The sequence below is a fragment of the Streptomyces sp. NPDC091387 genome (assembly GCF_044756945.1).
Lineage (GTDB): Bacteria > Actinomycetota > Actinomycetes > Streptomycetales > Streptomycetaceae > Streptomyces.
Genome location: NZ_JBIVTZ010000016.1, coordinates 121,008 through 133,937, shown reverse-complemented (window position 1 = coordinate 133,937; position 12,930 = coordinate 121,008). Strand labels below are relative to the sequence as shown.

Here is a 12,930-nt window from a genome sequence, read left to right as displayed (position 1 = left end):
TCGATACCCGCGTCGCTACTCGTCCTCGGCCAGCGTGAGCTCGACACCGCCCACGAAGCCGGCCGACAAGTTGTAGATGAAGGCGCCCAGAGTCGCCAGCGCGGTCGCCAGGACCACGTCGATCACCGCGATGACCGACGTGAAGATGAGGACCCTCGGCAGCGACAGGAACGACTGCAGATCGAAGCCGCTGCCCTCGGTCGAACCGGTTGCCTCGCTGATCGTGCCGCCCACGGTGTTGAAGACGCCCATCGCGTCCATCACCATCCACAGGACCGCCGACGCCACGACCGTGCAGATGCCGAGCGCGATGGACAGCAGGAAGCTGACCTTCATCACCGACCACGGATCCGCCTTGGCCACCCGCAGACGCGCCTTACGGGTACGCGGAGTGGTCCGCGCCCCCGTCCGCGGTTTGCGGGACGCCTGTGCCGCGCTCACGCCCGGCACGCCGCCCTGCTGCCCCTGCGGCCGGCCACCCTGTGTCCCGCCCGGGGGCGAGGGGTAGGCCTGCGGCGGGTGGTACGGCCCCGCCTGGCCCGGTGCGGGCTCGCGCTCGCCGGGCAAAGGCCCGGCCACGTAGCCCTCGTACTGGGGTTGAGGACCCCGGGTATCCGTCACAGTGCCCCCTTGGGAGTCCGTGGCAGGGCCACGGGCACCGTTCGCGCCGGCTCCGGAAGCGGCCGAACCGGCGCCCGTGGCTCCACTCACGCTCTACTCCTCGTGCTCCCCGGTCGAGGACGTCGTGCCCTCGACCGTGCTCTCACCAGCTGCGTCGACCGTGGTGGCCTCCGCTGTCACTGCCTCGGCCGTCTCGTCCTCGGCGTCGACGAGACCGTCGACCTCTTCGGCCTCGCGACCCGCCTCGGCGTTACGCGCGATCCCGACAACGGCATCGCGCTTGCCCAGATTGATCAGTTGGACGCCCATGGTGTCACGGCCCGTCTCCCTGACTTCATTGACTCGCGTACGAATCACACCGCCGCCGAGCGTGATGGCAAGGATCTCATCCGTAGCCTCGACCACCAGCGCACCGACCAGTGAGCCCCGGTCCTCCACGATCTTGGCGGCCTTGATGCCCAGGCCGCCGCGACCCTGAACGCGGTACTCGTCGACAGGGGTCCGCTTCGCGTACCCGCCGTCAGTGGCAGTGAACACGAAAGTACCGGGCCTGACGACATTCATCGAGAGGAGTTCGTCTCCCTCGCGGAAACTCATGCCCTTGACGCCCGAAGTGGCGCGGCCCATCGGACGCAGCGCGTCGTCCGTCGCAGTGAACCTGATCGACTGCGCCTTCTTGCTGATGAGCAGCAGATCGTCCTCGGACGACACCAGCTCCGCACCGATCAGCTCGTCGTCCGAGCCGTCCGCCGTCTCGCGCAGGTTGATGGCGATGACGCCACCGGAGCGCGGTGAGTCGTAGTCCTTCAGCGCGGTCTTCTTCACGAGACCGCCCTTCGTGGCCAGAATCAGGTACGGCGCGGCGTCGTAGTCGCGGATCGCCAGGATCTGCGCGATCTGCTCGTCCGGCTGGAAGGCCAGCAGGTTGGCGACGTGCTGACCGCGGGCGTCACGGCCGGCGTCCGGCAGCTCGTACGCCTTCGCCCGGTAGACGCGGCCCTTGTTGGTGAAGAACAGCAGCCAGTGGTGCGTCGTCGACACGAAGAAGTGGTCGACGATGTCGTCTTCCTTGAGCTTCGTGCCGCGCACGCCCTTGCCGCCGCGCTTCTGCGAGCGGTAGTCGTCCGTCTTCGTGCGCTTCACGTAGCCGCCGCGGGAGATCGTGACGACGATGTCCTCCTCGGCGATCAGGTCCTCGATGGACATGTCACCGTCGAAGGGCACCAGCTTGGAGCGCCGGTCGTCGCCGAACTTGTCGACGATCGCCGCCAGCTCCTCGCTGACGATCTGCCGCTGCCGCTCGGGCGACACCAGGATCGCGTTGTACTCGTTGATCTTCGCCTGGAGCTCGTCGTGCTCGGCGGTGATCTTCTGGTGCTCCAGCGCGGCCAGCCGGCGCAGCTGCATCTCCAGGATCGCGTTCGCCTGGATCTCGTCGATCTCCAGCAGGCCCATCAGGCCCTCACGCGCGATCTCCACGGTGTTGCTGCGCCGGATGAGGGCGATGACCTCGTCGATGGCGTCCAGGGCCTTGAGCAGGCCGCGCAGGATGTGCGCCCGCTCCTCGGCCTTGCGCAGCCGGAACTTCGTACGCCGGACGATGACCTCGATCTGGTGCGTCACCCAGTGGCGGATGAACGCGTCGATCGACAGGGTGCGCGGCACCCCGTCCACCAGCGCCAGCATGTTGGCGCCGAAGTTGGTCTGCAGATCGGTGTGCTTGTACAGGTTGTTCAGTACGACCTTGGCGACCGCGTCCCGCTTGAGGACGACGACCAGGCGCTGGCCCGTACGCGACGAGGTCTCGTCACGGACGTCCGCGATCCCGCCGACCTTGCCGTCCTTCACCAGGTCGGCGATCTTCTGCGCGAGGTTGTCGGGGTTGGTCTGGTACGGGAGTTCCGTGACCACCAGGCACTGGCGGTTCTGGATCTCCTCGACCGCCACGACCGCGCGCATCGTGATCGAGCCACGGCCGGTGCGGTACGCCTCCTCGATGCCCTTGCGGCCCACGACGAGCGCGCCGGTCGGGAAGTCCGGGCCCTTGATGCGCTCGAGCAGGGCGTCCAGGAGGTCCTCCTGCGAGGCCTCCGGGTGCTCCAGGTACCACTGCGCACCGGAGGCGACCTCGCGCAGGTTGTGCGGCGGGATGTTGGTCGCCATGCCGACCGCGATCCCCGCGGAACCGTTGACCAGCAGGTTCGGGAAGCGCGCCGGCAGAACCGTCGGCTCCTGGTTGCGGCCGTCGTAGTTGTCCTGGAAGTCGACGGTCTCCTCGTCGATGTCCCGGACCATCTCCATGGACAGCGGCATCATCTTGCACTCGGTGTACCGCATGGCGGCGGCCGGGTCGTTGCCCGGGGAACCGAAGTTGCCGTTGGAGTCCACCAGCGGCATGCGCATCGACCAGTGCTGCGCCAGGCGCACCAGGGCGTCGTAGATCGAGGAGTCGCCGTGCGGGTGGTACGTACCCATGACGTCACCGACGACACGGGCGCACTTGTAGAAGCCCTTCTCGGGCCGGTAGCCGCCGTCGTACATCGCGTACAGCACCCGGCGGTGGACGGGCTTCAGACCGTCCCGCACGTCGGGCAGCGCACGCGAGACGATGACGGACATCGCGTAGTCGAGGTAGGAGCGCTGCATCTCCGTCTCGAGCCCGACGGGCTCGACACGCATGCCCACGCCCTCGACGGGCGGAACCTCTTCGGGCGTCACGGGGGCAGGGGTGTTCTCGTCGGCCATTGCTGGTCAAAGTCCTTTCGCGCTGCGGCTTCGAGGGCCGGACCCTCGTCCTTGTACGGCCGACTCAGATGTCGAGGAAGCGGACGTCCTTGGCGTTGCGCTGGATGAACGAGCGCCGTGCCTCGACGTCCTCACCCATCAGCACCGAGAACAGGTCGTCGGCCTGAGCCGCGTCGTCGAGCGTGACCTGGCCGAGTACGCGGTGGTCGACGTCCATCGTGGTGATGCGCAGTTCCTCGGCGTTCATCTCGCCGAGGCCCTTGAAGCGCTGGATCGAGTCGTCCTTGATCCGCTTGCCGTTCTGCTTGCCGAGTGCCACCAGGGCGTCGCGCTCGCGGTCCGAGTACGCGTACTCGAAGTCGTCCCGGCCCCACTTGATCTTGAAGAGCGGCGGACGCGACAGGTAGATGTGCCCGTGCTCGACCAGCGGTCGCATGAAGCGGAAGAGGAAGGTGAGCAGCAGGGTGTTGATGTGCTGGCCGTCGACGTCGGCGTCCGCCATCAGAATGATCTTGTGATAGCGGAGCTTCTCGATGTCGAAGTCCTCGTGGACCCCGGTACCGAAGGCCGAGATCAGCGCCTGGACCTCGGTGTTCTGCAGGATCTTGTCGATCCGGGCCTTCTCGACGTTCAGGATCTTGCCGCGGATCGGCAGGATGGCCTGGTACATCGGGTTACGGCCGGACTTCGCCGAACCACCGGCGGAGTCACCCTCGACGATGAAGATCTCGCACTTCGTCGGGTCGTTGGACTGGCAGTCGCTCAGCTTGCCCGGCAGCGAGGCGCTCTCCAGGAGCCCCTTGCGACGGGTCAGGTCACGCGCCTTGCGGGCCGCCACACGGGCGGTCGAGGCGGCGATGCCCTTGCGGATGATGTCGGCGGCCTCGTTGGGGTTCCGGTCGAACCAGTCCGTCAGCTGCTCGTGGACGACCTTCTGCACGAAGGTCTTGGCCTCCGTGTTGCCCAGCTTGGTCTTCGTCTGGCCCTCGAACTGCGGCTCGCCCAGCTTCACCGAGATGATCGCCGTCAGACCCTCGCGGACGTCCTCACCGGTGAGGTTGTCGTCCTTCTCGCGCAGCAGCTTCTTCTCGCGCGCGTACCGGTTGACCAGCGAGGTCAGCGCCGCACGGAAGCCCTCCTCGTGCGTACCGCCCTCATGCGTGTGGATCGCGTTGGCGAAGGAGTAGACCCCCTCGCTGTACTGCGTGTTCCACTGCATGGCGATCTCGGCCGAGAGGAGACGGTCCTTGTCCTCGGCCTCGATGTCGATCACCGACTGGTGGATGACATCGCCCTTGCGGGAGTTCAGGTACTTCACGAAATCGACGATGCCGTTTTCGTAGTGGTACGTGACCGTCCGGGCCGGCTCCTCCTCGGGAACCTCGACCGCCTCCGCGCTGTCCGCGCCGGCCGTCGCCTTCGCCGACTCCCGCTCGTCGGTGAGCTTGAGGGTGAGGCCCTTGTTGAGGAAGGCCATCTCCTGGAAGCGCCGCGAGAGGGTCTCGAAGGAGTACTCGGTCGTCTCGAAGATGTCCCCGTCGGCCCAGAAGGTGACCGACGTGCCCGTCTCGTCGGTGGCCTCGTTACGGGCCAGCGGAGCGGTCGGGACGCCGAACTTGTAGTCCTGGGTCCAGTGGTAGCCGTCCGTCTTGACCTCGACGGCCACCCGGGTGGACAGGGCGTTGACGACGGACACACCGACGCCGTGCAGACCGCCGGAGACCGCGTAGCCGCCGCCCCCGAACTTGCCGCCGGCGTGCAGCACGGTGAGGACGACCTCGACGGCCGGCTTGCCCTCGGACGGCACGATGCCGACCGGGATGCCGCGGCCGTTGTCGATCACACGTACCCCGCCGTCGGCGAGGATCGTGACGTCGATGGTGTCCGCGTGCCCGGCCATGGCCTCGTCGACCGAGTTGTCGACAACCTCTTGCACGAGGTGGTGGAGACCGCGCTCACCGGTCGAGCCGATGTACATGCCGGGCCGCTTGCGGACCGCGTCCAGACCCTCGAGCACGGTGATCGCGCTGGCGTCGTACGAGGCGGTCACCTCGCCCGGGGCGGGAGCAGCGCTGCTCTCACCGGGGGTGGACGGAATGTTCTCGTTGGGGTTGCCGGAATCGGCCACGAAGCGCCCTTTCTGGCACAGCACAGGCCGTTCTCCGGGCAGGCGGGAGCGGCTGCGTCGTTCGGCTTGTATCGACGAATCCCGCAAGGACGCGGGATTGTCCACCAGTCTACCGGTAGCGCCGACCCGAATGGGGGTTTGCCGGTACCTGAGTCCGCATGTGCCGCCCTGAATGAGCGCCTGACGACTCCCCATATTCGGGAAGGGGCCTCAAGAGGCTCACACGGGCGTTGAGCGCTTCGGCCTGTCAACCTTCCACTACCGTGAGGGACGCCCGCCCGGCGCCCGGCGGTTTCAACCGCCGCACACCCGCACAACAGGGAGTCCACAGGCATCGGGGACAACCGGGGCACACCCCGCCCCGGCCCTCTCGGGCAGAGCCGGGTCGCTCCCCGCGGAACAGGGTAAAAGGCCAGGTCAGCCGTAGGTGTCGCCCGGTCCCTTACTGCCCGGCGCACGCAGCGGACCGAACCTGCGCTGCGGCCCTCCCGGCCCCAGCACCTTGATCATCCGCACGGTTCCGTGCCCCAGATCCGCGTTCAGCCGGGCCACCAGCTGAGGCGCCAGCAGCCGCAGCTGCGTCGCCCACGCCGTCGAGTCGCACTGGACCGTCAGAACGCGCTCCGCGGGATCCTCGTCGTAACGCAGTGGGACACAATGATTGGCCAGATCATCACCTACGATCTGCGGCCAGCGGCCCATCACACCGCCCACCGCGGCCGGCGCCTCCCAGCCGCGTTCGGTGATCAGACGGTTGATCGCCGCACCCAGCGGCAGCGGATCACGGCCGTCCGCCCGCGCCCCGGACCGCAGCCCGCCGCCCCGCCGGGCCTGCTTCTTCTGCTGCGCCGCCGCACCGCGCGCCCGCGCCTGTTCCTTCGCCGCGCGCAGGGCGACCCGCGCCAGGTCCACCCCCGAGGGCTCCGCCGGCTTCGCCTCCCCGGCGGACGGCTCGCGCGGTGTACCGGCCGGCCCCTCCGGGAGCGGCTCCGGACTGCCCGTACCGCCGCTCACAGCCGTTCCACCTCGCCCGCCGACACCGCGTACCGCGTCCCCGCGAGCACCCCCGGGACGTCGTCGTCCACCGCGGCCGTCACCAGCACCTGCTCACCCGGAGCCACCAGCTCGGCCAGCCGCTCACGGCGGCGCGCGTCCAGCTCGGCGAAGACGTCGTCCAGCACCAGCACGGGCTCGTTGCCCTCGGAGCGCAGGAGTTCGTACGAGGCCAGCCGCAGGGCCAGCGCGTACGACCACGACTCCCCGTGGCTCGCGTACCCCTTGGCCGGCATTCCGCGCAGCCCCAGCACCAGGTCGTCCCGGTGCGGGCCGACCAGTGTCACGCCGCGCTCGATCTCCTGCTTGCGCACCTCGGCGAGGGCCGCGATCAGCTGCGCGTACAGCTCCTCACGCGTACGGACGGAGTCCGCCCCCACCTCCGGGCCCACCGAGCTCCGGTACTCCAGCGTCACCGGACCGCCGCCGGGCGCCACGTCCGCGTACGCCTTGTCCGTCAGCGGCTGCATCGTCGCGATCAGGTCCAGCCGCTGGGCCAGCAGCTCGGCGCCCACCCGGCCCAGGTGCTGGTCCCATACGTCGAGCGTCGACAGGTCCATCGAACGGCCACCGTGCCTGCGCGCCATCGCCGCCGACTTCAGCAGCGTGTTCCGCTGCTTCAGCACCCGCTCGTAGTCCGACCGCACTCCGGCCATCCGCGGCGAACGCGCCGTGACCAGCTCGTCCAGGAACCGGCGGCGCTCGCCCGGATCGCCCTTGACCAGCGCCAGATCCTCCGGCGCGAACAGCACGGTCCGTACGATGCCGAGCACGTCACGGGGTCTGACCTGCGACGATCTATTGATACGGGCGCGATTGGCCTTGCCCGGGTTCAGCTCCAGCTCGATCAGCTGCGAGCGCTCGCCCTGGGTGACGGCAGCCCTGATGACAGCCCGTTCCGCGCCCATGCGCACGAGCGGCGCATCGGAGGAGACCCGGTGGCTGCCGAGCGTCGAGAGATAGCCGACGGCCTCGACCAGATTCGTCTTGCCCTGGCCGTTGGCCCCCACGAACGCGGTGACGCCCGGGTCGAGGGGCACCTCGACCCGGGCGTACGAGCGGAAGTCGGCCAGCGACAGATGCGTGACATGCATGGTGTACGCCGACCTTCCCGGCTTCCTGCTCCGTGCTCAGTGGTGCGGGCGGACGACCGGTCCGGCCCGCTCCTCGTCGCTGCTACTTCTTGTTCTCGACCGCGTGGCCACCGAACTGGTTGCGCAGCGCGGCGATCATCTTCATCTGCGGGGAGTCGTCCTGGCGCGAGGCGAACCGGGCGAAGAGCGACGCGGTGATCGCGGGCAGCGGCACCGCGTTGTCGATCGCGGCCTCCACCGTCCACCGGCCCTCGCCGGAGTCGGCGGCGAAACCGCGGAGCTGGTCCAGGTGCTCGTCGTCGTCCAGCGCGTTGACCGCCAGGTCGAGCAGCCAGGAACGGATGACCGTACCCTCCTGCCAGGAACGGAAGACCTCGCGCACGTCGGTGACGGAGTCGACCTTCTCCAGGAGCTCCCAGCCCTCGGCGTAGGCCTGCATCATGGCGTACTCGATGCCGTTGTGAACCATCTTCGCGAAGTGGCCGGCGCCGACCTTGCCCGCGTGGACGGAACCGAAGTCACCCTCGGGCTTCAGCGCGTCGAAGACCGGCTGGACCTTCGCGACGTTCTCGGCGTCGCCGCCGTACATCAGCGCGTAGCCGTTCTCGAGGCCCCAGACACCGCCGGAGACGCCGCAGTCGACGAAGCCGATGCCCTTGATGCCGAGCTCGACCGCGTGCTTCTCGTCGTCGGTCCAGCGGGAGTTCCCGCCGTCCACGACGACGTCACCGGCCGACAGCAGCTCGGCCAGCTCGTCGATCGTGGACTGGGTCGCGGCACCGGCCGGGACCATCACCCACACGACCCGGGGGCCCTTCAGCTTGCCCACAAGCTCTTCGAGGCTGTGGACATCGGCGACGTCCGGGTTGCGGTCGTAACCGATGACGGTGTGGCCTGCGCGGCGGATGCGCTCGCGCATGTTGCCGCCCATCTTGCCGAGGCCGACGAGACCGATCTCCATCAGAGATTCCTTAAGCGTTGTGCCGATTCGTACCCAGGACCGAGCCTACGCCCGGCCGGGCACAGGGCGACGGGCATGCTCGGCGCTGAGCGTGCCCGTCGTCGCCTGCCGTGACGGGACCGGTGACCGGATCAGCCGGAGAGGCGGACCGGCATGATCAGGTACTTGTACGCGTCGTCCGCCTCCGCGTCCACGGCGGCACGGCCGCTGAGCAGCGCGGGCTTGGTGGACGTCGTGAAGGAGAGCTGCGCGACCGGGGAGTCGATCGCGCTCAGGCCGTCCAGCAGGAAGGTCGGGTTGAAGGCGATCGAGATGTCGTCGCCCTCCAGGACGGCGTCGACGCGCTCCACAGCCTGTGCGTCGTCGCTGGAACCCGCTTCCAGGATCAGCACGCCCTGCTCGAAGCTGAGCCGGACCGGGGTGTTCCGCTCGGCCACCAGCGCGACGCGCTTGACGGCCTCGACGAACGGGGCGGTCTCGATGACCGCGACCGTGTTGAACTCGGTCGGGAAGAGCGTGCGGTACTTCGGCAGGTCGCCCTCGAGCAGCCGCGTGGTCGTCCGCCGGCCGGCGCCCTCGAAGCCGATGAGCCCCTCACCGGCACCGGAGCCCGACAGAGCCAGCGTCACCGTGTCGCCGCTGGTGAGCGCCTTCGCGGTGTCGAGCAGCGTCTTGGCGGGCACCAGGGCGACGGCGGAGGCGTCGGCGTTCTCCGGCTTCCAGAGGAACTCGCGGACCGCGAAGCGGTAGCGGTCGGTGGAGGCCAGGGTGACGGTGTCGCCCTCGATCTCGATGCGCACACCGGTGAGGACGGGCAGCGTGTCGTCACGGCCCGCCGCGATGGCCACCTGGGCGGCCGCGGAGGCGAAGACCTCGCCGGGGACCGTGCCGGTCGCCGTCGGCATCTGGGGCAGCGCGGGGTACTCCTCCACAGGAAGGGTGTGGAGGGTGAAGCGCGAGGAGCCGCACGCCACGGTCGCCCGTACACCGTCTGTGGAGATCTCCACCGGACGGTTGGGCAGGGCTCGGCAGATGTCGGCGAGCAGCCGGCCGGAGACCAGCACCGTGCCGTCCTCCTCGATCTCGGCATCCACCGAGACCCGGGCCGAGACCTCGTAGTCGAAGCTGGAGAAGCTGAGGGCTCCGTCCTCGGCCTTCAGCAGAAGGCCCGCAAGAACGGGCGCCGGCGGCCGGGCCGGGAGGCTACGGGCCACCCAGGCCACAGCCTCCGCGAGTACATCGCGCTCCACCCGGATCTTCACCGGAACCGCCTCCTGCTGTTGCTCGCTCGCCCTGCTGGCCTTCGTCGTCTGGTCGGGTCGTTCCACCGAGGGGACGGGGAGGACGCCGGGGACCAGTCTGACGTACGGCACCGACACTCGGTGCTGCTCGGGGTCAAGTCGCGACAACAGCTTCGGGGAGCTCCGGCGCCGAGTTGTGCACAGGCCCCACTTCGAAGCGGATTCCGGGCTAACTAGAGGTAGTAGTAGTAGTAGGGCCTGTGGAAACCGTGGATAACGTCGTTTTCGCAGGTCAGGCCCTGTTTTTTGTCCACCGACCCTGTGGGCGGAACCGGTGGACAACCCAGGGTTTCTGTGGACACCCGAAAGTTCTGCACAACCGGTGCACAGGACAGGGGGGTTTCTCCCCAGGTCTGTCCCCAGCTTTACCCACCTTCCCCACAGCCCAACCGACCCTCTTGGTGTGACGCCTTTCACTCGGTGCGGTGAAAGCGGGTGTCACGTTGCCGAACAGTGGACAGAGGTGTGGAGAAGCCCGCAGAAGCTGGGGACAAGAAGCCCCTGCCTGTGGGCCGCCGGTGGACAACGATGACGGTCCCCTGTGGACGAAAATCTTGTCCACAGGCTGTGGATCATTGTTGACCACAAATCCCCAGGCCTCTGAGCAGGCCTGATGGAGTATCGGCTGCCCTGCCTGTGGAAGCAGTATGGACAACTTTTCCATCCCCAGGCTGTGGAGGGGAGATTGTGCCCAGATCTGTGGAGAACGGCCTTCCCACGGCAGGTATTCGAACAGCCGCGACGGCCGACAGCACCCCGAGAACCACGTGCACAGCCCTCTGGGACGCTCGCGGACCGCTTCCGGAGGCTTTGGGCGCGGCCCGTCGGGTGGCTCCGGTCGTACTCCGCACAACGGAGAAGGGCGCTCCGGGACCCGATGGGGCCCGGAGCGCCCTTTCGGTGCCCGGATGCGCTGCGTGTGACGGAGTGGTGGGCCGTCAGCCGTTCTTGATGCGGTTGGTGAGCTCGGTGACCTGGTTGTAGATGGAGCGCCGCTCCGCCATCAGCGCGCGGATCTTCCGGTCGGCGTGCATCACGGTCGTATGGTCGCGGCCGCCGAACTGGGCGCCGATCTTGGGCAGCGAGAGGTCCGTCAGCTCACGGCACAGGTACATCGCGATCTGGCGCGCCGTCACGAGCACGCGGCTGCGCGAGGATCCGCAGAGGTCCTCCACCGTCAGCCCGAAGTAGTCCGCGGTCGCCGCCATGATGGCCGGCGCCGTGATCTCCGGGGCGGAGTCCTCGCCCCCCGGGATCAGGTCCTTCAGGACGATCTCGGTCAGTCCGAGGTCCACCGGCTGGCGGTTGAGACTGGCGAAGGCCGTGACCCGGATGAGCGCGCCCTCCAGCTCCCGGATGTTGCGCGAGATACGGGAGGCGATGAACTCCAGCACCTCCGGCGGAGCGTTGAGCTGCTCCTGCACCGCCTTCTTACGGAGGATCGCGATGCGCGTCTCCAGCTCCGGCGGCTGCACATCGGTGGTCAGACCCCACTCGAAACGATTCCGCAGCCGGTCCTCCAGCGTCACCAGCTGCTTGGGCGGCCGGTCCGAGGACAGCACGATCTGCTTGTTCGCGTTGTGGAGCGTATTGAAGGTGTGGAAGAACTCCTCCTGCGTCGACTCCTTGCTCGCCAGGAACTGGATGTCGTCGACCAGCAGGATGTCGACATCGCGGTACCGCTTGCGGAAGGTGTCGCCCTTGCCGTCGCGGATCGAGTTGATGAACTCGTTGGTGAACTCCTCCGAGCTCACGTACCGCACCCGGGTCCCTGGATAGAGGCTGCGGGCGTAGTGCCCGATGGCGTGCAGCAGGTGGGTCTTGCCGAGCCCCGACTCCCCGTAGATGAAGAGCGGGTTGTACGCCTTGGCGGGCGCTTCGGCGACGGCGACGGCCGCGGCGTGCGCGAAGCGGTTCGACGCCCCGATGACGAAGGTGTCGAAGAGGTACTTCGGATTGAGCCGGGCGTGCGGCTCCCCGGGGCCCGGTGCGGGCGCGGGCTGCGCGCCCATCGGACCCGGGACCCCGCCGGGCCGGCCGGTGCCGCCGCCCTGCCGGTGCTGGGGCTCCTGCATGTCGTGGCGCTCGGCCCGCTGGGACTCGTAGCCCTGGCGCTCAGGAGGCTGCTGGCGATAGTCGTGCTGCTGCTGGGAGCGGCCGCCCCCGTACGGCTCGCGCCAGTGCTCTCCGGAGGTGTCGCGGTCCTGGAATCCGCCGAGCCGGGGCTGCTGCCAGGAGAGGTCCTCCTGGGTGCGGGGCCAGGCGCCGGGCTCGGGGCGCTGCTGCTGTTGGTAGTCCGGGTAGGCGGGCCGGGCGGTCGGCATGCCGTCGTCCGAGGGCCGGTGGCCGTAGCCGTCGTAGGAGTCGTTGTGCTGCCGCTCGTCGTGCTGCGGTCCCTGGTAGCGGTGCTGCTGCTGGGACTGGTGCATCGGGGGCGCCGGCGGGTTCGGCGGCTCGCCCGCGGAGTCGTCGACCGTGATCGCGATCCGGATCGGGCGGCCGCACTCGCGGCTCAGCGTCTCGCTGATGAGCGGGGCGAGCCTGCCCTCCAGGACCCGCTTGCCCCATTCATTGGGGACGGCGAGCAGTGCGGTGTCGGCGACCAGGGCGAGCGGCTGGCAGCGCTCGATCCACTGTTTGTCCTTCGGCTCGATGCCCTGCTGGCCCTCCCCGAGGAGTTGCTCCAGCACTCGTGGCCACACTGCGGCAAGATCGGCAGGTACGTCAGCCACAAGGCACGCTTTCTCGCTGGTCCCACGAATGTGTGTTTCTCGGGACGGGATGGGTCGGGATGGGTGAGGACCGGCAGGCGGGAAGAAAAAGAACCGGGGTCCGGCCACGGTAGTCAGGCCGACCCGCGCGGTTCAAGTCGTTGTCCACAGGCTGTGCACAATGGGGTCCACCGTAAGGCCGGTTTGACCGGATGGCGCAGCCGCGCGTACCGTGACCAGGTCGAGTTGTCGATGGCTGCTGCCGCCTGCCTCCGATGGGCAAAGATCACGATCTGTGATTGTGAAGCGGTGCACT

The 12,930-nt window shown here is 68.5% G+C and carries 8 protein-coding genes; all 8 read right to left on the bottom strand.

The window, feature by feature from the left end; all coding sequences use genetic code 11:
- Positions 1-15: 15 nt before the first annotated feature.
- The 8 genes from ACIQM0_RS30040 to dnaA all read right to left on the bottom strand — a co-directional run bounded on the left by ACIQM0_RS30040 (position 16) and on the right by dnaA (position 12,635).
- A complete protein-coding gene (locus tag ACIQM0_RS30040; RefSeq protein WP_401292538.1) occupies positions 16-621 on the bottom strand; it encodes a DUF3566 domain-containing protein in 606 nt (201 codons plus the stop codon).
- Positions 622-714: 93 nt separating this feature from the next.
- Complete coding sequence (gyrA, locus tag ACIQM0_RS30035; protein WP_363022819.1) at positions 715-3,366, bottom strand: DNA gyrase subunit A; 2,652 nt, start codon at positions 3,364-3,366, stop codon at positions 715-717.
- 64 nt (positions 3,367-3,430) lie between these two features.
- Positions 3,431-5,518, bottom strand: coding sequence for a DNA topoisomerase (ATP-hydrolyzing) subunit B (gyrB, locus tag ACIQM0_RS30030; RefSeq protein ID WP_363022821.1), 2,088 nt, complete (start codon positions 5,516-5,518; stop codon positions 3,431-3,433).
- A gap of 393 nt (positions 5,519-5,911) precedes the next feature.
- Positions 5,912-6,508, bottom strand: a complete 597-nt coding sequence (locus ACIQM0_RS30025) for a DciA family protein (protein ID WP_363022823.1) — start codon at positions 6,506-6,508, stop codon at positions 5,912-5,914.
- A complete protein-coding gene (recF, locus tag ACIQM0_RS30020) occupies positions 6,505-7,641 on the bottom strand; it encodes a DNA replication/repair protein RecF (RefSeq protein WP_401292533.1) in 1,137 nt (378 codons plus the stop codon). The genes ACIQM0_RS30025 and recF overlap by 4 nt, the downstream gene beginning before the upstream one ends.
- Positions 7,642-7,723: 82 nt before the next feature.
- Positions 7,724-8,602 (bottom strand): phosphogluconate dehydrogenase (NAD(+)-dependent, decarboxylating), encoded by an 879-nt coding sequence (gene gnd / locus ACIQM0_RS30015; RefSeq protein ID WP_073733247.1) that lies wholly within the window; start codon positions 8,600-8,602, stop codon positions 7,724-7,726.
- Positions 8,603-8,733: 131 nt separating this feature from the next.
- A complete protein-coding gene (gene dnaN, locus ACIQM0_RS30010) occupies positions 8,734-9,864 on the bottom strand; it encodes a DNA polymerase III subunit beta (RefSeq protein ID WP_123460435.1) in 1,131 nt (376 codons plus the stop codon).
- A gap of 977 nt (positions 9,865-10,841) precedes the next feature.
- Positions 10,842-12,635, bottom strand: a complete 1,794-nt coding sequence (gene dnaA, locus ACIQM0_RS30005; protein WP_401292530.1) for a chromosomal replication initiator protein DnaA — start codon at positions 12,633-12,635, stop codon at positions 10,842-10,844.
- Positions 12,636-12,930 lie beyond the last annotated feature (295 nt).